The sequence below is a fragment of the Gordonia aquimaris genome, assembly GCF_026262595.1.
Lineage (GTDB): Bacteria > Actinomycetota > Actinomycetes > Mycobacteriales > Mycobacteriaceae > Gordonia > Gordonia tangerina.
Window position 1 is genome coordinate 81887 of sequence record NZ_JAPKFM010000007.1, and the last position, 22788, is coordinate 104674.

Genomic DNA, 22788 nt, shown 5'->3' on the forward strand with positions numbered 1-22788 from the left:
CTCCAGCCGCGCAGGTTCAGCTGTCGACTCCCCCGGATTCCTACGCCGTCGTGACCGCGACCGGCGAACGCAGCCCACTTGCACGCTGGACCCGGCGGCGCACGGCCGCGGCCAACACGTCGGCGGAACCGACAATCCGGACGTGTCTGCGAGCTCGGGTCACGGCGGTGTAGAGCAGTTCTCGGGTCAGTAACTCCGACCCCTCCGGCGGTAGCACCACGGTCACCCCGTCGAACTGGCTGCCCTGGCTGCGGTGAATCGTCATGGCATACAACGGCACCACATCGGCCAGACGAGTCGGATGCAGGCGCCGGATCTCGGTGCCGCGCCGGAAGACCACCTCCAGGGTGTTCCCGGAGCGGATCACCACACCGCTGTCACCGTTGAAGGTCGCGGTCTGCCGATCGTTGGCCGTCACCAACAGCGGCTCGCCCGGGTGCGCGGTCGGCGACGCCGCCCAGACGCCGCCGGGTGAGCTCGACCCCATGGCCGGCGATCGGCCGTGCCCGCTGTCCGTGTCACCCTCGGCCAACCAGTCCACCACCCGACGCGACCAGCCCTGCACACCCCAACTGCCATCGCGGTGAGCACACAGCACCCGGTGCGCGTCGAGGGCGTCCAGCGCGGCTGGTGCATCGCCCAGCGCGCCTGCACTCGACATCGCTGCTCCCCAGGCCGCCACGTCGGCCCGCACGCCGTCCAACTCGTCCGGCGACACCAGGCTGACCTCGGTGAGATCCGGGTCGGTCACCAGGGCGACCACGGCGTCGGCGTCTCCACGGTTGATGGCCCCGGCAACCTCTGCGATCCCCCCGCCGAACCGATGGCCGCGCTGCAGCGTCACCACGCCGCGTTCCACCCGGTCACGATCGGTGAGACCGGCCGGCACCGCCGATCCGATCCCCTCTGGCAGCGGGAGCGGCGCGATACCGGCTTCCCGGTCGACGAGGTCGGCCAGTACCGCACCGGCCTCGACCGAGGCGAGCTGATGCGGATCGCCGACGAGGATCACCCGCGTGTCCGGACGTACCGCATCCAGAAGTCGACTCATCGCCGTCATCGAGAGCATCGACGTCTCGTCGACCACCACCACGTCGTAGGGCAACTTGTTTCCGCGTCCATATCGGGGGGTCGAACCGGGCCGCCAGCCGAGCAGTGAGTGCACGGTCACCGCGTGCACCGACGCCGGGGCCGCGGCGTCCGCCGACACCGCCGCCTGCAATTGCGCGGCCGCCCGACCGGTGGGCGCGCACAGCCCGATCCGGACCGAACCGCCGCCCAGCCGATCGAGCACCGACAGAATCCGCGCGACCGTGTACGTCTTGCCGGTGCCCGGTCCGCCGGCGACCACCAGCGTCCAGCTCACCGCAGCCATCTGCGCGGCCACTCGCTGAAGGTCCACCGATCCGGCCTCGGCAGGCCCGAACACGTCATCGACAGCCTCGGTGACCGCAGCCGGATCGACATCCGGACGTGTCTGCTCTCGCGCCATCAGCGCCTCGCGGATCAGCTGCTCCTGGCGAAAGTACTTGCGTAGGTAAAGCAGTGGGCCATCTGCAGAGGAGGCCAGAACCAGCGGCCGAAGTGGCCCGGTCCCGGCGCCACGCACCAGCGCGCTGTCGGTCAGCGCGCGGATCAGTTCCTCCGGCGCCGGCAGGTCCGGCGACACCGTTTCGGCCCAGGGACCGACGATCTCGGCCACCCGTGACACGGCCAGACATGTGGACCCGTATCGCACCGCACGAACGGCCAGGGCCGCTCCAACCTGGGCCACCTCGCCCACCGGTTCGCCACACAATCGGGCCAGCCTTTGCGTGATGTGCAGGTCTGCCGCGTCGAGTACACCCGAACGGCACAGGGTCGCCAACGCGCCCTCGGCTCCGGCGAACGATCGCGCATCGTTCACCGTGCGAGCCGGCCGCGGGTCGGCTGGGCGGTCGGCGGTCTCGGCTGCGCTCATCTGTCGCCTTTCGCCAGTAAACCCGACAGGTCCTCGACGAGGGAAGGAGGCACCGCCCACTCGAACACGCCGCAACCGGGCGGCGTGCGCGGTCCCACCATCCCCCGCACGAAGTGATATTGCACCGGGGCGAGGTGCTCGCCCGCCTGGTATCCGGGCAACCTCCATCGCAGGTATCTGTGCAACGCAACCGAATACAGCAACGCCTGCAGCGGATAGTTGGCCGCCGACATCTCGGCCGCCATCGACGTGCGATCGAAGTCCTCGGCGCTGAGTTCACCGGGCCGCAAGCGGTTGGTCTTGTAGTCGACGATCACGAAGCGGCCGGCAGGAGTGCGCAACACCGAGTCGATGCTGCCGGTCAGGAACCCGCGCAGGCGTTGCGGCGGCAGCGCGCGCAGCTGGGCACTGTATCCGGCCAGCGGATCGTCGGCGACGAGATGCCGGTCCATCAGGTCGGCGATCGCGGCGGTCGTCACCGCCGCGCCGGTCGCCGAACCATCGGCCAGCGGGAACTCGAACTCCATCTCGGCGAGGCGATCCCGTGGTCCGACCGACCACAGGTCACCGAAGCCGAGTGGCGTGGTCAACACTCCGACCAATGCTGCGGTGAGACGTTCCACGTCGACGTCGAGCATCCGCGCAGCGATCGCCTGTCCACACAGGTCCGCGACGTGCGCGCCCATGTCTGGCATGTCGGTGTCGACATACTCGAGCACCTCGTGCACCAGCGTGCCGAAGGCCGCACCGAAGGGCATGCCGTTCATCAACGACGGGGTGCCGGTCGGTTGTCCACCGGCTATCTGCACGGCTTCTCCCGGCTCGGCGGGTTCGTCGGCGATCAGGTCCGCATCGGACTCGCTGCCCGATTCCAGCACCGCGGGATGGCCATGTCCTGCACCGGCAACGATGGCGGAATACGATGTGCGACGCCAGCTCTGGTCGATGGTCCGGTCGAATCGGGCTGCCGACAGCCCCGTTGGCGGTGGCGCCGGCACCGGTGGGTCGATGCGACTGTCACCATCGCGGCCGGCCACCTCCACGCTGATGGCACCGTCGAGGCGATAACCCATCAGCACTCGCGCACAGGTGTCGTCGTCGGGGACGTCGAAGCTCTCGGGCACTACCGACGATCCCGCTGTGCGCCCGAACAACAGGCGGTGCAGTGCGGAGTTCCGCGTGTGATACGCCGGAGCCCACCACGCGACGACCTGCGATTGCGCTCGGGTCAGGGCAACATAGAGCAGCCGCAGCTCCTCCCCCGCCGCCTCACTCTCATGTCGCTGCCACCGTTGCCGATGGCCCGGCGCCTCGTTCCCGCCCACATCGAGCACCCGATCGGCGTGCGCATCGTGGAACGTGAAGGTGGCCCGATTCGCATTGCGCGCCCCATCCCATGCGAACGGCACGTAGACGATCGGGAACTGCAAACCCTTGCTGCGGTGCACGGTCATGATCTGCACCGCCTGGGTGTCGCGGTCGAGTCGCCGCGTCTGATCCTGATGACGTTGCCAGCGGGTGGTGTCGGCGATGCGGTCGGCGAGCCACTCGACCAGCCCACTGAGCCCGCACGCACTGTGCATGACCTCGACGTTGCACAGTGAGGCCACCTGGATCAGATCCGTCAGCTCGCGTTCCCCGTCGGGCCCGGCGAGCACACGTTCGGCCACCCGCATGCGGCTCATCAGGCGCTGTGCCATCGCCGCGAATCCGCCCTCGGCGAAGACGTGCCCGAAGCTCTGCAGACTCATCGCCAGGTCGGTGATGCCGGCGCCGTCATCGCAGGCGAGGGCGTCGACGTCCCAGCCAATCAAGGTCCCGAGCGCTGCCGTGCGCACCAAATCGGTACGCGCCGGCTGTTCGACCGCCCGGATCACCGCCAGCCACTGCCGCGCCGCGGCGGTGTGGAAGACGCTGGTGCCCGATCCGATCACCGCCGCGACGCCATGGGCCTGCAGGTGTTGTTGCAGAGGTGCGATGGTCTTGTTGAGCGTCACCAGGATGGCGATGTCACCGGGCTCCACCGGCCGCACCGCCCCGTCGGCCTCGATCGTCGTCTTCGATGCCAACAGTCCGGCGATGTCGGCCGCGACGTCGGCGATGACCTTGTCGCGGACAGCGCCGACGGTGGGAAACCCGCTCCGGTTGAGCACGGTGAAATCCCGCCGCGGCAGCGCGCGCAACCGCACCGGCGGCACTCCGTGCAGTCGGCTGCCGGATCGAGCCGCAGTGACCTCGTGCACCACGATGTCACCGTGCCCGAGTTCGGCGCCACCGTGCAGGCGGGCAAGGGCGTCCACCAGAGCCCCATCGGAGCGTCGGTTGACATCGAGGGCGCGTAGGGAATCGGCAGACCGTACCGCCTGCAGATAGCTGAGCACCTCGGCACCGCGAAAACCGTAGATGGACTGTTTGGGATCACCGACCAGCACCAGTCTCCGGCTGCCGTGAAAACAGCGGTGGACGATCTCCCACTGTTGGGGGTCGGTGTCCTGGAACTCGTCGACGAGCACGGCGTCGAACATCGCGCGGATACGTGTGCATGCCGCCGCCCCCACGACGGGATCGGTCACGATCCGAAACAGGATCATCTGCAAGTCGTCATAGGTGCGCAGACGCGACGTCCGCTTGCGTTCTTCGACGATCTCGCGGATACGTGCGGCAAACCGCACCCGGCGGTGCGCGACCATCGCTTCGGGGGTATCGGCATCGCCGAGGTCGGTCTCCGAGGGTGCGAGCGCGGTGGCCGGTTGCCGGATCGCGTCCCGGGCGATGTCGGTCGCGTCCCCGAGTGAGAAATCGGGGCGGTCGGCGCCGGCGTAGCCGCGGAGATAGAGATCGAGCGCGGCTTCGTCGACGAGATCATCGACGTCTTCCACGATCTCGTAGATCATCTCTCGTTCACCAAGGAAGCCCAGGGCATCGAGCATGCGGTTGCAGAAGGTGTGTGTGGTCGCGATGGTGGACGCATCGAAATCCGACAGCGCACGTACCAGCCGTTCCCGACGAAGGGTCACCTCGCCGACCTCGCCGTCGGCCAGGTAGCCAACCAGCGGGTCCGCGTGATCCGGGCCGTCCTCCGGACTTGTCAGCGCAGCAATGAGTTCCACCACGCGCTCTCGCATCCGCTCGCGCAGCTCGGCGGTGGCCGCGCGGCTGAAGGTGACCAGCAACAGCTTGTCGATCGGCACACCCTCGGCTATCAACCGGGCGCCGAGACCCACGATCGCGTAGGTCTTACCGGTGCCGGCGCTGGCCTCGAGGACGGTGGTCCCCTCAGGCAGAGGCGCGGTCACGTCGAAGGCCACGGGCACACGGCCCGGACCATGGCGGTAGTCGGTGTCGGTCATCTCGGGTCCGGTCATCTCAGGTCAGGGTCTCGTGTTCGAGCAGCGGGTCCCACACCAGGCGGGCCAGTGCACCGAACAGGGTGTCGCCGGGGTCTGCGGGCAACTGCGGTCCATCCCAGGAATCTTCGGATGGTACCGGCGCCGCGAGCACGTCTTCGAAGTCCACCGGCCGGGTGACGTCGCCGCCGAACACCATCCGCAGGTAGCGATCTCGGCCTGCACCGAAGTCGCCGTCGTACGCGCGGCGGGCCGCCGGCAGGGCACGGTCGGCGCCCCCCGAACGGCGATGGTGATCGGCAAACTCCGCGGCCGGGTCCAGTGGGAGCGGCAGCGCGCGGCGCAGCCCGAGGTCGCGCAACCCGATCAGGGAACAGAGTACGTCGAGCGGGTGCTCCGGGGCGGTGAGCAGAGACCGGGCAACCCCACCCGAACGGGTCGGTCGCCGCGCGATGACGGCTGCGGCGCGAACGTCGTCTCCGCGCCCCACTGCCTGCCGGGCGGCAGCGACGGCGAGCAGCCGGATCCACGCGGTCAACCGCTGTTTGGCCCGGAGCTTCGAATAGGTGGCCGTGATCACCGTGCCCGCATGGATGTCGCCGACCGTGCCGTATACGCGCCGGCCGTCGGGCAACGGAACCACCAGGTCGACCGTCGACGATGTGCCGACTCGAGCGGACTCGGCCGCCGCGAAGACCGCAGCCACGTCGGTCGAGATGTCGCGCAACTCGCGGGTACCGAATGCATACGGCGGCAGCGTTCCGCGGCGGAGTTCGGCGGCCTGGCAGGCGGCGAGATCGGTACCGGCGAGCATCCGCGCCAGGAATCTGTCGCCGATTGCCCAACGGTCCAGCGGCGCGAGGGCGACGTCGAGTTGATCGGCGTGCGGGCGTTCCTCATCCGGGATGCGGGCGCCCAGTCGCTGCCGGACGAAACCCTCGATCGGATTGGTCAGGAAGCTGACCAGCGACGCGAGTTCGATGTCGTCGGGGTCGGGCGGGTCCAGGCGGCCGTCGGCGATCATCGAACGCCGCTCCGGCGTGGTCCCGGACGCCCGCGCTCCGGCGAGCAGGGCGGTGTCATAGGAGAACGGCTCGGCCACCCCGGCGATCGCACCGGGCACGAAATTGTCGGCGTCGAAGGCGTGCAGGGTGTGGCGACGAACGCAACTGTCAGGCGTTCGGGTGATCGCCGACACCGCGTCGACGAGTTCGCTGACGACCACGGCAGGTGGAATTCGCTGTCCCGAGACGGGGTCTGCGCCGCTGTAGAGCACCAGCAGATGCTCCTCGGCCGCGCAGATCGCATCGAGGAACAACTGACGGTCCTCGTCGCGTGGATTGCGTTCGCCCACCAGTGGCGCCCGTGCCGCAATGTCATCACCATCGTGGCGCAGCGCGCGCGGGAAGGCGTCCCCATCGACCCCGAGGAGCACGATCACCCGGTGCGGTACCGATCGCATCGGCACCATGGAACACACGGTCAACTCGCCGGTGCGGAAGTTGGCCCGGGTGGGCGCGGCCGACACGAGCCCGGCGATCAGGTCGCGGATGTCCCCCAACCGGAGCTCCACCTCTCCCCCGTCCGGTCCGCCCGCGGCGACCTCGCCCTCTTCGAACACTCCTGCGATCGAGCGGAGAGCCTGCGCCCGTTGCCATTCGGAGTCGACATCGGTGAGGACGAGTGCATCGATCGCGTCGGCGAGGATCTGTGTCCATGCGTTCGCCGGCTGGGTACCGCTCAGCGCGCCGAGTGTGGTCGACAATCTGTCCACGAATTCGGCGAACCGTCCGGCCAGGTCGATCTCGGTGCTCTCGACGCCACCGAGCGGTAGCGCGGTGTCGAGCCATTCATTGTCGGCCTCCTCCGCGACCGCGCCGAGCAGAATCCGGTCAATCCCGGTCTCGAAGGTGCCCTGTCGGAAGCCCTTGAGCCCGAACCGCCCCCGCTGCGAATCGTCGATCGCCCAGCGGATATTGCTGCCCACCAACCATTCCCGGATCACCTCGAGATCGTCGTCGGTGAGGTCGAAGCGCATGCGCACGGGCTCTCGGCCGAGCAGGTCCAGTACGGCACCGGCGGTGACCCGCCCGGCCGCGAGTTCGACAACTGCCGCGACCACGTCGAGCACGCTGTTGGTGTGCCGCAGGCCCCGATCGGCCAGGCGTACCCGCAGGTCGAAAGCCGGATGCCCGAGCCCCGGCTGACCGAATGCACCACGCACCAACGGCGCGAAGGCCTCCACGTCGGGACACATGATCAAGACGTCGCGCGGCTGCAGGCCGGCGTCGGCGGCGAACAGGTGCAGCAACCGGTCGCGCAACACCTCGACCTGTCGTTCCGCGCCATGGCACGCGTGTACCTCTACGGAAGTGTCGGCATCGCGCACGGACGCGCTCGGTTCGTCGGCGCGCAGACCTGCCTGCAGTGCGGCCAGCACGGAATTATGCGGCGCGGCAGCCGTCGGGGGGTGATGGTGGTCGCGGTCGACCACCGGCGCCACTCTGCGCTGCAAGTCCTGGACGTCGCGGGAGAGTCCGGCGAGCAGCGGATGCGCGAGTCGGGGCGGTGGATTGTCGGCCCGCCGCCGCGCACCGGTGGGCGCGGCCGCGGCCAGGGTCTCCCACAGCGCCGGACTCGGATGCGGCACGAACAGGTGCACCTCACGGTGCGCCGACACCGCCGACAGCACGTCGAGCAGTGATTCGGTGACACGGGTCGGGCCGAACACCGACAGCCGCTCGGGAAGGTCGATCGCGTGCGGGTTCTCGCGCACGACCGCGCAACGCTCGGCGAGTTCTTCTGCCGGGTGCGGATGACCGATCTCACGTCGGACCGCGCGCCAGAAGTCCGGCTGCCAGGCCAGGTCGTCGGGTACGGGGGCGCCTGCGCCATCGGTGTCGGAGCCATCGGCCCACGCGGCAAGCATCGCCGGTCGCTGACGGCCGTAGGAGTCGAAGAGCTCGGCGATCTGGCGGGCGGTGGCATAGCGGCGACCGCGCCGGTGATCGTCTGCCCCGGCGCCGGCGCCAACATGACGCGCCAGCACGGCCAGGCGTGGATCGTCGATCAATTCGTCCAACACCCGCAACACCGGCCAGGTCATCGCACCGGGCCACCAGCGGCGGCCTGCCGATACACCGGTGGCGTCCGCACCGTCGGCACGACGCTCGGCGCACTCCAACACGCGATCGGTCAGGCGTGCGGGCGAGGTGAAGTCCAGGTTGGCGGCCACGCCGTCGTGCCCACGCGTCGTGCCCAGCCGGGTGGCCAGCCGCTGTTGCAGCCAACGTTCCACGCCCGGCGCGGGCACCGAGACGATTTCGGTGGTCATCGGATCGGGCAGCGGCGTCAGCAGCAGGTGTGCCAGTGCATCGGCCAGAGCATCGGTCCGTTCCGCCCGATGGAGATGGAACATGTGCTGGCGCCTCCTGTGCGTCGTCGGCTGACGTCGCGCGACTCGTTCTCCGCGTCGTTCGATGTGCTGCTCGTGCCGTGGCCCGTCACCGCACCGGCAGGCCGGCGTCGGCCACGTAATGGGCCTCGAGCACCTCGCGCACCTCATCCGGCGGCGGTGTCGGCCGCCCGGTGCGCGGGTCCACCGACACCATGGTCGTCTCGGCGACGGCACAGGTGATGCCGGCCGGATCGATCAATGTCAGCGAGAGGTTGAAGGACGTGGTGCCGACCCGACTGACGCAGGAGCGGACCGTGACCGGTTCCACCGAGTAGTCGAGGACGGCGGAGAAGACGATCTCCTGGCGTGCCACCGACAGGGAGAAGCCGGCGGGCCGGTGCGGAAGCCACCGGGCGAACGACCGCACTCGCGCTTCCTCGAAGATCCGCGCGAACTGCACGTTGTTGATGTGATTGTTGATGTCCATGTCGCCCCAACGCAGCTGGATCGACAGGTCGAGATGTTCGTCGGCCACGTTCGAGAACCCTAGCCGCTGCCCCCGACGGACTGCGATCCGACGAAACGACGACCACCGTTTCCGGATCGACACACGGGTGGCGATGACCGCATCTCGCGGAAAGAGAACCGTACACTCACCGCAGAGCACTTCGGCGAGGGGGAGATCGTGATTCTGGAGACCGCGCGACTCCGGCTTCGGCCGGTCAGCGGGTCCGACGTCGATGCCCTGGTACGTCTCGACGGCGATCCCGAGGTCATGCGTTATGTTAGCGGGGGTGCGCCGACCCCTCAGGAGGTCATCGAAGGCTGGGTGCTGCCCCGCGCCGAGGCCGAGCGTCGAGCCCACCGGACCGGGATGTGGACCGCGCTGGACCGCGACGCCGGGCACTTCCGCGGCTGGTTCGCGTTGCGGACACCTCGGCACAGTTACCACCCCGAGGTGGAACTCAGCTATCGCCTGGCCCGCGAGGTGTGGGGTCGCGGGCTGGCCACCGAGGCGGCCCACGCACTGCTGGACATGGCGTTCCGCGAACTGGGCACCGAACGGGTGTTCGCCAGCACAATGGCTGCCAACATCGCGTCCCGGCGCGTCATGGAGAAGATCGGCATGCGACTGTCGGCTATCCACCTCTGCGATGAGGACATCCTGTTCGGTTCCGGTTCCGGCGAGGTGGAATACGAACTGCTGCACAATCATTGGGAGACCACCACGATGAGCTGGTGTCACGCTCGGACGCCGATCGGGCGATCGCAGCGCCTGGTCACAGAGCCGGGCCGCCACGCGTTCGGCGACCTGACCGCCTGACGCCGGACCGGTGACAATCGGACAGTTCCGGCAGCGGGACGGATCGCGGGGGTCCTCGTCCGGATCTTTCGGCGATGATTGACTACCGTTAGTGGTGCGCGGCAGCAGCCCAACAGCCCACCGACAGGAGATGTTCCTCAGATGAGCAGCCCCACTCCGACCACCACGCGTCCGCATGTCGTCATCGTCGGTTCCGGATTCGGTGGTCTCTTCGCAGCCCAGCGTCTGGGCAAGGCAGACGTCGACGTCACCCTGATCGCCAAGACCACCCACCATCTGTTCCAACCGATGCTCTACCAGGTGGCGACCGGAATCATCGCCGAGGGCGAGATCGCCCCGGCCACCCGCGTCGTCATGCGGAAACAGAAAAACGTCACCGTCTTGCTCGGTGATGTCTTCGACATCGACCTCGACGGAAAGAAGGTGACGTCGAGGCTGCTCGAACGCATCACCGTCACTCCGTATGACAGCCTGATCATCGCGGCAGGCGCCGATCAGTCCTACTTCGGTAACGATCATTTCGCCGAGTACGCACCGGGTATGAAGACCATCGACCACGCCCTCGAACTGCGTGGCCGCATCCTGGGTGCCTTCGAGCAGGCCGAGTTGTCCGACGATCCCGAAGAGCGCGCCAAATTGCTCACCTTCGTGGTGGTGGGCGCCGGACCGACCGGTGTCGAGCTCGCAGGTCAGATCGCCGAGATGAGCGACAAGACCCTCAAGGGCACCTTCCGCAACATCGACCCGACCGAAGCCCGCGTGATCCTGCTCGACGCCGCACCCGCCGTGCTCCCACCGTTCGGTGAGAAGCTCGGTCGCAAGGCGGCCGAACGCCTCACCAAGATGGGCGTGGAGATACAGCTCAACGCGATGGTCGTCGACGTCGACTACGACGGCCTGGTCGTCAAGGAGAAGGACGGCAGCACGCGACGCATCGAGTCGCAGTGCAAGGTGTGGTCGGCCGGCGTGCAGGCCAGTCCGCTCGGACAGCAGCTCGCCGAGCAGTCGGGCGTTGAGCTCGACCGCGCCGGACGGGTCAAGGTGCTGCCCGACCTCACCATTCCCGACAACCCGTATGTGTTCGTGGTCGGCGACATGATGGCGGTCGACGGGGTGCCCGGAGTGGCGCAGGGCGCGATTCAGGGTGGCCGTTACGCCGCCGACGCGATCAAGGCCGGTCTGCACGGACAGACACAGGAGCAACGCAAGCCGTTCAGCTATTACGACAAGGGGTCGATGGCCACGATCTCGCGGTTCAGCGCGGTGATGCAGGTGCCGGTGCCCGGCACGAAGAAGAAATTCGAGACCGAGGGATACTTCGCCTGGCTGGGCTGGCTGGCCTTGCACCTGGTCTACCTGGTGGGCTTCCGCAATCGACTCAACACGCTGATCAACTGGTTCTTCGCCTTCAGCACCCGTGGCCGTACCCAGCTCGCGGTCACCGAACAACAGGTCTACGCGCGGACCGCACTGGGTGCGTTGTCGGCGCTCGAGGGCAAGTCCGAGGACGAAGCAGTCGTCGAGGCAACCGGGGCGATTCCCTCGACGCGGGCGCCCGGGACCGAGTCGGTCCCATCGTCGCAATCGGAGGCAAGTGGATCCGACGAGCCCGAGTCGTCGGCGCCGGAGTCGCAATCGTCGGACACGCAGGCGCGGGCCGAGGCCGGCTGACCGAGCGAGCAGGCCTCACCTGGCGGCCAGGGCCGCCAGATCGAGGTCGTCGGCCAGCGACCGCGTGTGCTGCGCCGACGAACCCAGCGCCGTGGTGAGGGTTGCCGGCGAGCCCTGATCGGGCGCGGCCAGTTCGAGGCGCGTCGCGTAGGCCACCTCGGAGACCGCCGCCTCGCGCGCATCCGGATACCGCAACACGCTGCTGACCGCCCGATGCCCGCTGCCGGCCGGATCACCCAATCCGAGCCGATGCCGCAGCAGCGGGCCGTCGCCGACATCCATCCGCAGCGCACCCTGCCACCGCGCACGCTCGACGTCCTCGGCACGTTCCACGGATCGTCCGAGTTGAGCGTGTTCGGCGACGATGACGGTGGCCGACGGGTCGGCAACGATCGCGGTCGAGGTGCGGTGGTCGGCACCACCGGCCACGACGGTCGGTTGCGGGTCGAGGTGCAGCCGACCGCCCGCGCCAACCTCGATGTCCCATGTCATCACCGAGTCGGGCCGGTTGCGTGCGGGCAGCGCCAGCGTCGCGGCGACTGTTGTGAGGTGCAGCGAGGCGCCTGCCTCGACCACCACGCGAACATCGATCGTGTCACCCCCGAGCGGTGTCGCGGCGGTACTGATCAGGTGGACGGTCTCCACGCCGGTCTGCCGTGCTGCGAGACCACCGACCGCGGCGACGCGCGGCGAGCGGCCACGAACGGCCACGATCTCGATCTGGGTGCGCACGGTCAGCCGGTCACCGCGACCTCGGCCAACTGACGACGGACCCAGGCCAACACATCGGTGGCCGCGGGATCATCGGTCAGCGAGATCATCGCCGTCGGACGCCCCTCCCGCACGCGTTCGGCGTCGGTGCGCATCACCTCGAGATCGGCATGCACCTGCTGCGCCAGATCGGTCTTGTTGATAACCAGCAGATCCGAATACGTCACGCCGGGGCCACCTTTGCGCGGAACCTTGTCGCCCCCGGCCACGTCGATCACGAAGATCTGGGCATCGATCAGGCCCGTGGAGAAGGTGGCGGTGAGGTTGTCACCGCCGGACTCGACCAGGATCAGGTCCAGCGGCGGATTACTCGCGACGAGATCGTCGATCGCGTCGAGATTGGCGGTGATGTCGTCGCGGATGGCGGTGTGTGGGCATCCGCCGGTCTGCACTGCGGTGATGCGCTCGTCGGGCAGAACCGCGTTGCGGCGCAGAAAGTCGGCGTCCTCGGTGGTGTAGATGTCGTTGGTCAGCACAGCCACCGAGAGTTCGTCGCGGAGTTGACGGCACAAGGCGGCGACGAGCGCGGTCTTGCCCGAGCCGACCGGGCCACCGATCCCGATGCGCAACGCCTCACCCGGTTCGCGGTGACGGCGCGGTCGGGAGTGGTCGTGGCCGTGTGGCTGTCCATCGATGAGATGCGGGGGCATGTCGTCCTCTCGTGGGTCGGCTGCGGATCGGTGTGGTGTCCGGTCAGGACACGAACAAGGGCATGTCGCGGCGCTCGTGACGTTCGGCGAACACGTCGAGCATCGGGTCGGAGAGATCGGCTAGTTCGACGGCGGCCGCGGCGGCTACCCGCTCGCATTCCGACCCGAGATCGGCAATCACCACCGCGACATCTGCCGGGTCGAGCGCGAGCAGCCGTTGGCCGGCCGTCGCCGCTCCGCTCATCGTCGTGTAGACGAGGATCAACGCGGTGTGGAAGCCGGACAATTCACTGATGCGGCCGACCGCTCCCGAGATGACCGGCAGGTGCGTGCGCGGCGTGTGGTCACTCCAGTCATGCTGCGGCCACAGGCGGCCGGCGAGTCGACGCATACCCCTGCCCTGGGCCAGCGAGGCACGGCGGCCGGCCGCCGACGGTGTGCGCGCATCGGTCTCCCGTTGCGCGGTCGGGACATCGATTGTTCCGTCGGCCACGGCGGCGGCGATCGACGCGGCCACGAGCCCACTGGTGGCGACTCGACGCCGAAGGAACTCCGCCAGGGTTGTCGCGTCGACGACGACCCGATCGGCGATGGCCTGTTCGACACCGCCGGAGTGCACGTGTCCACCGATCGGCAGTCGCGAGTCGGCGAGTGTGAGCATCATCGACAGCTGCGAGCGGGTCTCGGGGTTCGGCATCGGGCTGTTCGGCATGAGATTGTTCGGCATCGGACTCAGAACAGGAAGTACCGCTGCGCCATCGGCAGTTCGGTCACCGGTTCGCTGTCCCAGACCTCGCCGTCCACCCGCACCGTGAAGGTGTCGGGTTCGATGGCGATCTCCGGGGTCTCCGCGTTGTTGATCATGTCGGCCTTGCCGATTCGGCGGGTGTCGCTCACCGGCACCAACCGACGGTCGAGCCCGAGGGCTTCCTCGATCCCGGCGTCGAGCCCGCCCTGCGCGACGAAACTCACCGACGTTGCCGCCGCTGCCCGCGGTGCTGCGCCGAACATCGGACGCGGCAATACCGGTTGCGGTGTGGGAATACTCGCGTTGGCGTCGCCCATCGCCGCCCAGGCGATGGCGCCGCCCTTGATCACCAGATCCGGCCGTACGCCGAAGAACGCCGGATCCCAGAGCACGAGGTCGGCGAGTTTCCCGGTTTCGACGGAACCGATCTCGCGGTCGAAGCCGTGTGCGACCGCCGGGCAGATCGTGTACTTGGCGATGTAGCGCCGTGCCCGGTTGTTGTCGGCCGCACCGTCACCGGGCAATGCGCCGCGTTTGGTCTTCATGACGTGAGCGGTTTGCCAGGTCCGCAGCACCACCTCGCCGATCCGTCCCATGGCCTGCGAATCCGAGCCGATCATCGAGATGGCGCCGAGGTCGTGCAGGAGATCCTCCGCGGCGATGGTCGACGGTCGAATCCGGCTCTCCGCGAACGCAAGATCCTCGGGCACAGTCGGATTGAGGTGATGACAGACCATCAACATGTCGAGGTGTTCGTCGAGTGTGTTGACCGTGTGCGGACGCGTCGGGTTCGTCGAACTCGGCAGCACGTTGGGGTGCGATGCCACCGTCATGATGTCGGGCGCGTGCCCGCCGCCGGCACCCTCGGTGTGATACGCATGAATGGATCGACCGGCGATGGCGCCGATGGTCTGCTCAACGAAGCCGGCTTCGTTGAGTGTGTCGGAGTGCAGCGCCACCTGCACCCCGGTCTCGTCGGCGACACGCAGGCACGCGTCGATCGCCGCCGGCGTACTCCCCCAGTCCTCGTGAAGCTTGAAACCGGATGCACCCGCACGGATCTGCTCGTGCATGGATTCTGCGGACACCGTGTTGCCCTTACCCAGCAACGCGATGTTCATCGGCCAATGGTCGGTGGCACCCAGGATCGACGCCAAGTGCCACGCGCCCGGCGTGACGGTGGTGGCCTTGCTGCCCTCGGCGGGCCCGGTGCCGCCGCCGATCAGAGTGGTGATCCCGTTGCCCAGCGCCTCGTCCATGATCTGCGGACAGATGAAGTGAACGTGGCAGTCGATCCCGCCTGCGGTGAGGATCTTGCCGTTGCCCGCGATGATCTCGGTGGACGGCCCGATCACCAGGTCCGGGTGCACACCGTGCATGGTGTCCGGATTTCCGGCCTTGCCCAGCGCGGTGATTCGTCCGTCTCGGATTCCGACGTCCGCCTTGATGATTCCCCAATAGTCGAGGACCACCACGCCGGTGATCACCGTGTCCGGCGCGCCGTCGGCGCGGGTGGCGCGGCTCTGGCCCATCGACTCCCGGATGACCTTGCCACCCCCGAACACCGCTTCATCACCGGCCAGACCCGGTCCGCCGCACCGGTCTTCGGTGACCTCGAGCAGCAGGTCGGTGTCGGCGAGGCGAATCCGGTCACCGACGGTGGGGCCGAAGAGCTGCGCGTAACGATCTCGTCCGAGCGTCGCCATCAGTCAAGCCTTCCCGGTGCGTCGAGCGAGATGCCGTAGACCTCGCGGGTGCCGCCGAGGGCGACGAGTGTCACCGTCATCTCGATCCCCGGCTCGAATCGGACCGCGGTGCCCGCCGGGATGTCGAGGCGATGGCCATGCGCGGCCGACCGATCGAAATCCAACGCGGCGTTGGCCTGTGGGAAGTGGACATGACTGCCCACCTGGACCGGACGATCACCGGTGTTGATCACACTCAGCGTGATGGCGTCGGCACCCTCGTTCAGCTCGATGGTGCCTTCGGCGGGCAGGATCTCGCCGGGAACCACCGACGACTGCGTTCGCGACATATCGGCCTCTCGCGGTCAATCGATCGGATTGTGCACGGTGACAAGCTTCGTGCCGTCCGGGAAGGTGGCCTCCACCTGCACGTCGTGCAACATCTCGGGTACACCGGCCATGACGTCGGCGCGGGCCAGGACCTCGCGGCCCGATGACATCAGCTCGGCGACCGTCCGGCCGTCCCGGGCGCCCTCGAGGACATGATCGGTGATCACCGCGACTGCCTCGGGGTGGTTGAGCAGCAACCCACGCGCCTGTCGGCGCCGAGCCAGCTCCGCGGCATAGGAAATGAGCAAACGTTCCTGCTCATGCGGCGACAGACGCACCAGTTCCTCTCCTAGCGACACGGATCCGATCATTGCGACCACACCCATCCGGCGACGGCGCACGCCCAACACCCGGCGTTGCGTAGGGATCATCCTGCCATGACCAGAACCATCCCGGCGCGGTGAGCGCGCTCGACGCGGTCGATCCCGCCGGCGGGACGCGGGCGCGTATCGCCGACCGGACAGCCGGTCAGGCCGGCAGTCCCCCGCCACCGGCGCGCAGCGCGGCCAGCCGTTCGGTGGTGCACAATGGCGCGATCTGCTCGACCTCATCGATGGTGAACGCCTTGGCCGCGAGCCCGCGCTGCAGGACCGATGCCAGCGACATCGCGGTGGCCGGTTCGTCGACGACGTCGGAGGCGGTGCGATCGAAATAGGCCTGTAGCCGACGGGCCGCGGTGGGCATCGCCGACCGGAAGAACCCGATCACCGCCGTCCAGCGAGTGACCAGGTGTCCCGGATGCATGTCCCATCCTTGATAGAAGCCGCGTTCCAACGACCGCAGCACCAGACCGTGATGGCGCCGGACCGCGGCCGCCACCGTGTCCGGTGTGCCCACCGGGACGACCTGGGTGGAACCATCGCTGATCCACACCCCGGTCTGCGCGGCGGCCGCCTGCATGACGGCTTTCGCATGGTCGGCGACTGGGTGGGCCAACGACTGCTGCGCCGAGACGATTCCTGCGGCCGCACTGTAATCGTAAGTGCCGTAGTGCAACGCGGACAGCCTCGGCATACCGCGGTGGATCGCTTCGGCAACGGTTGCGCGTCCGTCGGCACCCACCACGGCCTGCGGGATCTCCACCTGGAGCTCGTAACGCAATGAGTACTCCGCCAGTCCGTGCACACGTTCCAACGCCACGCAGAGCGCGTTCACCGCATCCACCTGGCGCGCGTCACGCAATTTGGGCACGGTGAACACGAAGCCGTCCGGAACACCGCCGGCGCCGTCGAGAACGAGTTCGAGGGTGCGCAGCCCCCGTGCCCGCTCGTGCGCGCCGAGACCCTTGGCCCGCACTCCGGCACTGCGGGGCGCTCCCGGACCGGAACGCGTCCAATCGGCGAGTATCTCGCCGGCCCGACGTGCATCCGCGTCCTCGGCCGCGTCCGCGCGCCAGCCGTACCCGTCCTCGAGATCGATCCGTAGGTCCTCGACCGGCTCGCTGCGCAGTCGCTGCCGGGCGAGGTCGACCACAGTGGCATCACCGGCGAGCTCCACCAGCAGTTCACCGACCTCGTCGGCCACCATCGTCGCGCGCTCACCCCATGCCCGCGGGGTGTCGATGTCGACATCGGCGGCGCTGACATACACGGTGTGCGCGGGCTGCGGTTGCGGCCGGTCGCCCGGATACCCGGCGGCCAGATCGGCGTCCACCGCGGCCAGGAGGTCGTCGATGTGTGCCCGCGCCTCATCGGGCAAGCCACGCCCGGTCATGCGCCGGTGGTGACGCCCGGAACGGTCACTCCCTCGGGCAGCTCGATGTTCTGCAGCCGGACCTGCGAGGTGGCCACCAAACGGCCGTCACCGTCGGTCATGGTGACCCGCCACAGTTGCTGCCGCCGGCCCCGGTGAACCGGCGTGGCCTCCACGGATACCGCGCCCGTGCTGATGGATCTAAGGAAGTCGGTGTTGTTGTTGACCCCCACCGCAGTGCCTCCGATGCCGCTGGACTGCAGCCAGGTGAAACCGCCGATGGAGGCCGTGCCCTCGGCGAGCGCGCAGTAGACACCGCCGTGCACGATGCCGAAGGGCTGATGGTGCTGCTCCGACATCTCCACCGTGCCGGCCACCAGATCCGCGGTCACGTCTGTCAGGCGCAATCCCAATGCGGCATCGAACCCGCGTCCGAAGGTGTCTTTGATCGACTGCTCGTTGTCCACACTCATTCCATGAGACTGGCACGAGCCGCTGCGATGGGTGCGGCGAGGCCACCGACTTCGTCGTTCGCCATATGGGTCCGGGAACCGGTAGGCCCCACGATGCGTTACATCGTGGGGCCTACCGCGGCGTGGACCGGGGGTCTCTGCAGCCCTCAGGACTCTCGCTCGGTCCGACGTGACTCAAACGTAGGGTAGCCTTACCAATGTTGTCAAGGGTGCAGCGGAAACTGATGGGTGACGTGTTCGCGACCGGCCGATGACCGGTCTGCACGAGCAAGAGAAGCGGAAGTAAAATGCGAAGAATGAACGGGCTGGGCGACCTCGAACGAGCAGTCATGGACACCCTGTGGGAGAGCTCGGCGCCCCAGACGGTCCGACAGGTGCACGAGACGCTGTCGCGAGATCGCTCGCTGGCGTACACGACGGTAATGACCGTGCTGCAGCGACTCGCGAAGAAGAACCTGGTCACACAGATCCGGGACGATCGCGCACACAAGTATGTCCCCACCCATCCGCGGGAGGACCTTGTCGCCAGCCTGATGGTCGACGCCCTCAGCGAGGCGGATGCGCCCGGTTCGCGACACGCCGCACTGGTGTCCTTCGTCGGCCGGGTCGGCGCCGACGAGGCAGCAGCCCTACGGTTGGCGCTCGATGAACTCGAATCCGCCCGCGGTACGGGCGAAACGAGTTAGATTCGCCGCAGTACAGCCCACCGCCCACAGCCCACGCGAGGACGTATCGATGACCGCGCTCTTCTTCGGCATCCTGACCTTGGTGTTGGTCGGCCCCGCTGCCGAAGCCATGTCGCGGGCCTCTTGGCCGGTCAAGGCCCCCCGCGCGGCGATGACCCTGTGGCAGGCGATCGCGCTGGCCGGGGTGCTCTCGGCATTCAGCTGCGGGCTGGCCATCGCGGCGAATCTGTTGGCGCCGGGCCCAGACGGTGCGCCGACCACCAACCCGTTGCATGAGATCGAACGACTCGGCCTCCCCCTGTGGCTCACCCTCGTCGGCGTGTTCGCCCTGACCCTGATGATCGGTGCCCGCCTGATGTACACGGTGATCCGTGTCGGAGTCCGCACCCGGGCGCGACGCCACACCCACCGTCAGCTCATCGACATCCTGGACCGCTGCGACCGCAGCGACACCTCACATCCGCTGTTCGGGCGCGACGTGCGCATGATCGACGTCGAACAACCCCTCGCCTACTGCCTGCCCGGCCTGCGTCAGCGGGTCGTCGTCAGTGAGGGCGTCGTCGCCCGACTGTCGCGTGAAGAGCTGATCGCCGTCCTGGCACACGAACGTGCGCACCTGCGCGCGCGCCACGACCTGGTCCTTGAGGCCTTCATCGCGTTGCACGAAGCCTTCCCCCGAGTGGTGCGCAGCAAGTCGGCGCTCGGCGCCGTCGAGTTGCTCGTGGAATCCCTGGCCGATGACCAGGCGGTACGCGCGACGGCTCCGACGACACTCGGACGTGCCCTGGTCGCGTGCGCGGATGCGGTCGCACCACGGGGCGCAATGGCCGTAGGCGGCCCGACGACGCTGGCACGCATCCACCGTCTGCGCGACGAGCGTCCCACCCGACTGCTCGCGACCGCCGCCTACGCCGCGGCCGCGGCAATTCTGGTCGTGCCGACTTTGGCCGTGGCGATCCCCTGGCTGACCGAGCTCAGTCGGTTGATCTCGGCAGCGTGAACCACCTCACAGCCACGGGCATGACCCTCCCACTCGTGACCGGCCGGTCCACGCAATAGGCTTGCAGCCATGACGACTTCTGCCGCCACCGGTTCCGACTCCCCTGACTCGACAAAGGCCCAGATCGGCGTCACCGGTCTCGCCGTCATGGGCTCGAATATCGCCCGCAACTTCGCACGCAACGGCTACACGGTCGCGCTGCACAACCGCAGCATCGCCAAGACCGACGCGCTGTTGTCCGAACACGGCTCGGACGGTTCGTTCATCCGCACCGAGACCATGGAAGAGTTCGTCGCGGCCCTGGAGCGTCCGCGCCGGGTGCTCATCATGGTCAAGGCCGGCGATCCCACCGACGCGGTGATCGAGGAGCTCGCCGGCCTCATGGAGGAGGGCGACATCATCATCGATGGTGGCAACTCGCTCTACACCGACACCATCCGTCGAGAGTCGGCGATGTCGGCCCGCGGACTCAACTTCGTCGGCGCGGGGATCTCCGGCGGCGAGGAGGGCGCCCTCAACGGTCCGTCGATCATGCCCGGCGGACCGAAGGAGTCATACGAGTCGCTCGGGCCACTGCTCGAACAGATCTCGGCACACGTCGACGGTGAGCCGTGCTGCACACACATCGGTCCGGACGGTTCCGGGCACTTCGTGAAAATGGTGCACAACGGTATCGAGTACGCCGACATGCAGCTCATCGGCGAGGCCTACGACCTCATGCGCAAGGCCCTCGACATGCCGGTCGCCGACATCGCCGACGTCTTCCGGGAGTGGAATTCCGGCGACCTCGACAGCTACCTGGTGGAGATCACCGCCGAGGTGCTCTCCCAGGTCGACGCCGAGACCGGCAAACCACTCGTTGATGTGATCACCGACGCCGCGGGCCAGAAGGGCACGGGCCGGTGGACGGTGAAGTCGGCACTGGATCTGGGCATCCCGACCACCGGTATCGCCGAGGCCGTCTTCGCGCGGGCGCTGTCGAGTGCAACCGATCAGCGCAAGCAGGCCCAGGAACTCGAATCGGGCACCCTGTCGGCCGCACCCGCCGACGCGAAGACCTTCGTCGACGACATCAACAAGGCTCTCTATGCCTCCAAGGTCGTCGCCTACGCCCAGGGATTCGATCAGATCGCCGCCGGCAGCGCCGAATACGGCTGGGACGTGACCCCCGGAGACCTCGCCACCATCTGGCGCGGCGGGTGCATCATCCGGGCGAAGTTCCTCAACCGCATCCGCGATGCGTATGCCGAGAATCCGGAACTGCCCAGCCTGCTGCTCGCGCCGTACTTCCGCAGCGCCGTCGAAGACGCGGTGGACAGCTGGCGTCGGGTGGTGGCCACCGCCACCACCATGGGCATCCCGGTGCCGGCGTTCGCGTCGTCGCTCTCTTACTACGACGCCCTGCGCAGCGAACGGTTGCCGGCCGCCCTCACCCAGGGGCTGCGTGACTTCTTCGGTGCGCACACCTACCAGCGCATCGACAAGCCGGGTACGTTCCACACGTTGTGGAGCGGAGACCGGACCGAAGTCACGGCCTGAGAGGAGCTCCGGGGACATCGTGCGATTCCTGGAAGGTCACGCACCGACCCACGATCTGACCTACGACGACCTGTTCATCGTTCCGAACAGATCGGACGTCACATCGCGGTTCGATGTGGACATCTCGACGTCGGACGGCAGCGGCACCACCATCCCGATCGTCGCCGCGAACATGACCGCGGTCGCCGGTAAACGCATGGCCGAGACACTCGCGCGCCGTGGCGGACTGGTGGTGTTGCCGCAGGATCTGCCGATCGCTGCGGTCTCGGCGTCGATCGATCACGTGAAGTCACGTCATCTCGTCGCCGACACGCCGGTCACCCTGACCGCCGAGAGCTCGGTCTCCGACGCCCTGGCGCTGATCCCGAAGCGTGCGCACGGTGCGGCCGTCGTGGTGGACGACGGTCGGCCGATCGGCGTGGTCACCGAGAAACGATGCCGAGACGTCGACCGGTTCTCGCGGGTGCGCGAAGTGCTCGATCCCGACATCATCACGCTGCCGGTGGACACCGCGCCCCGCGATGTCTTCGACGCGCTCGGCGATCGTCACCTCGGGCTCGCCGTGCTCGTCGACGACGACGGGCGTCTGGCCGGGGTCCTCACCCGACTGGGTGCGCTACGACACGCGATCTACCGACCCAACGTCGACGGCGCGGGACGGCTGCGTATCGCGGCTGCCGTCGGCATCAACGGCGACGTGGTGGGCAAGGCCAAGGCGCTCGCCGCGGCGGGCGCGGACCTGCTGGTGATCGACACCGCGCACGGCCATCAGGAGAAGATGCTCAGCGCGTTGGAGGCCGTCGCCTCCGCCGACCCCGGCGTCCCCATCGCCGCAGGCAACGTGGTGTCGGCACAGGGAACCACCGACCTGCTGGATGCCGGCGCGACCATCGTGAAGGTCGGTGTGGGTCCCGGAGCCATGTGCACCACCCGCATGATGACCGGCGTCGGGCGCCCACAGTTCTCTGCGGTCGCCGAATGCGCCGAGGTGGCGCGAGCGCGGGGTGCGCACGTGTGGGCCGACGGCGGAGTGCGCCACCCGCGGGATGTGGCCCTCGCGATCGCGGCCGGCGCGTCGAACGTCATGATCGGCTCGTGGTTCGCCGGCACCTATGAGTCGCCCGGCGATCTGCAGACCGACGCCGGGGGCATGTACAAGGTCAGCTTCGGCATGGCGTCCAAACGTGCCGTCGCGGCCCGGTCGGCCAGTGATGGCGCCTACGACCGCGCGCGCAAGTCGTTGTTCGAGGAAGGCATCTCGAGTTCACGAATCCGGCTCGACCCCGACCGACCGTCGGTCGAGGACCTGATCGATCACATCTGCTCGGGTGTGCGCAGCACCGCCACCTACGCCGGGGCCCGCACGCTGGCCGAGTTGCACGACAAGGTCGTCCTGGGGGTGCAGTCGGCCGCCGGATTCGCCGAAGGGCGCCCGCTGCCGGGCGGGTGGTGACG

At 68.2% G+C, this 22788-nt stretch carries 18 protein-coding genes; 6 read left to right on the plus strand and 12 right to left on the minus strand.

Annotated elements, in window-relative coordinates:
• Positions 1 to 40: 40 nt before the first annotated feature.
• The 4 genes from recD to OSB52_RS09315 form a co-directional block, all read right to left on the minus strand.
• Complete coding sequence (recD, locus tag OSB52_RS09300) at positions 41 to 1960, minus strand: exodeoxyribonuclease V subunit alpha (protein ID WP_266061437.1); 1920 nt, start codon at positions 1958 to 1960, stop codon at positions 41 to 43.
• Positions 1957 to 5325, minus strand: a complete 3369-nt coding sequence (locus tag OSB52_RS09305) for a UvrD-helicase domain-containing protein (protein ID WP_372512387.1) — start codon at positions 5323 to 5325, stop codon at positions 1957 to 1959. The genes recD and OSB52_RS09305 overlap by 4 nt, the downstream gene beginning before the upstream one ends.
• A gap of 1 nt (position 5326) precedes the next feature.
• A complete protein-coding gene (gene recC / locus OSB52_RS09310; protein WP_235724207.1) occupies positions 5327 to 8725 on the minus strand; it encodes an exodeoxyribonuclease V subunit gamma in 3399 nt (1132 codons plus the stop codon).
• 85 nt (positions 8726 to 8810) lie between these two features.
• Complete coding sequence (locus tag OSB52_RS09315; protein WP_235724208.1) at positions 8811 to 9239, minus strand: acyl-CoA thioesterase; 429 nt, start codon at positions 9237 to 9239, stop codon at positions 8811 to 8813.
• Positions 9240 to 9389: 150 nt separating this feature from the next.
• Here OSB52_RS09315 and OSB52_RS09320 point away from each other — a divergent pair, with 150 nt between their 5' ends.
• On the plus strand, positions 9390 to 10028 hold the full coding sequence (locus OSB52_RS09320; RefSeq protein ID WP_235724209.1) for a GNAT family N-acetyltransferase: 639 nt from the start codon (positions 9390 to 9392) through the stop codon (positions 10026 to 10028).
• Between the two features lie 141 nt (positions 10029 to 10169).
• Entirely contained in the window at positions 10170 to 11699 is a 1530-nt protein-coding gene (locus OSB52_RS09325; protein ID WP_235724210.1) for an NAD(P)/FAD-dependent oxidoreductase, read from the plus strand.
• A gap of 15 nt (positions 11700 to 11714) precedes the next feature.
• On the opposite strand, the gene OSB52_RS09330 is transcribed toward OSB52_RS09325, so the two are convergent.
• The 8 genes from OSB52_RS09330 to OSB52_RS09365 form a co-directional block, all read right to left on the minus strand.
• On the minus strand, positions 11715 to 12431 hold the full coding sequence (locus tag OSB52_RS09330; protein ID WP_235724211.1) for an urease accessory protein UreD: 717 nt from the start codon (positions 12429 to 12431) through the stop codon (positions 11715 to 11717).
• Positions 12432 to 12433: 2 nt separating this feature from the next.
• The gene (gene ureG / locus OSB52_RS09335; RefSeq protein WP_235724212.1) at positions 12434 to 13120 is read right to left on the minus strand and encodes an urease accessory protein UreG; all 687 of its coding nucleotides are present in this window, start codon (positions 13118 to 13120) and stop codon (positions 12434 to 12436) included.
• A 43-nt stretch (positions 13121 to 13163) separates the two neighbouring features.
• Positions 13164 to 13847 (minus strand): urease accessory protein UreF, encoded by a 684-nt coding sequence (locus OSB52_RS09340; protein WP_235724213.1) that lies wholly within the window; start codon positions 13845 to 13847, stop codon positions 13164 to 13166.
• A 5-nt stretch (positions 13848 to 13852) separates the two neighbouring features.
• Positions 13853 to 15574, minus strand: a complete 1722-nt coding sequence (locus OSB52_RS09345) for an urease subunit alpha (protein WP_266061442.1) — start codon at positions 15572 to 15574, stop codon at positions 13853 to 13855.
• Positions 15574 to 15903 (minus strand): urease subunit beta, encoded by a 330-nt coding sequence (locus OSB52_RS09350; protein ID WP_235724215.1) that lies wholly within the window; start codon positions 15901 to 15903, stop codon positions 15574 to 15576. Before OSB52_RS09350 ends, OSB52_RS09345 begins: the two co-directional genes overlap by 1 nt.
• Before the next feature lie 15 nt (positions 15904 to 15918).
• Entirely contained in the window at positions 15919 to 16221 is a 303-nt protein-coding gene (locus OSB52_RS09355; RefSeq protein ID WP_235724284.1) for an urease subunit gamma, read from the minus strand.
• A gap of 190 nt (positions 16222 to 16411) precedes the next feature.
• Positions 16412 to 17656 (minus strand): DUF6986 family protein, encoded by a 1245-nt coding sequence (locus OSB52_RS09360; protein WP_235724216.1) that lies wholly within the window; start codon positions 17654 to 17656, stop codon positions 16412 to 16414.
• Positions 17653 to 18108, minus strand: coding sequence for a PaaI family thioesterase (locus OSB52_RS09365; protein ID WP_235724217.1), 456 nt, complete (start codon positions 18106 to 18108; stop codon positions 17653 to 17655). Before OSB52_RS09365 ends, OSB52_RS09360 begins: the two co-directional genes overlap by 4 nt.
• A gap of 287 nt (positions 18109 to 18395) precedes the next feature.
• On the opposite strand from OSB52_RS09365, the gene OSB52_RS09370 reads away from it, so the two are divergent.
• From OSB52_RS09370 to guaB1, 4 genes are all read left to right on the plus strand, one after another.
• The gene (locus tag OSB52_RS09370) at positions 18396 to 18794 is read left to right on the plus strand and encodes a BlaI/MecI/CopY family transcriptional regulator (protein WP_235724218.1); all 399 of its coding nucleotides are present in this window, start codon (positions 18396 to 18398) and stop codon (positions 18792 to 18794) included.
• Between the two features lie 49 nt (positions 18795 to 18843).
• On the plus strand, positions 18844 to 19794 hold the full coding sequence (locus OSB52_RS09375) for a M56 family metallopeptidase (protein ID WP_235724219.1): 951 nt from the start codon (positions 18844 to 18846) through the stop codon (positions 19792 to 19794).
• 69 nt (positions 19795 to 19863) lie between these two features.
• A complete protein-coding gene (gene gnd, locus OSB52_RS09380; protein WP_266061448.1) occupies positions 19864 to 21333 on the plus strand; it encodes an NADP-dependent phosphogluconate dehydrogenase in 1470 nt (489 codons plus the stop codon).
• A gap of 19 nt (positions 21334 to 21352) precedes the next feature.
• A complete protein-coding gene (gene guaB1 / locus OSB52_RS09385; RefSeq protein ID WP_235724221.1) occupies positions 21353 to 22786 on the plus strand; it encodes a GMP reductase in 1434 nt (477 codons plus the stop codon).
• Positions 22787 to 22788: the final 2 nt, after the last annotated feature.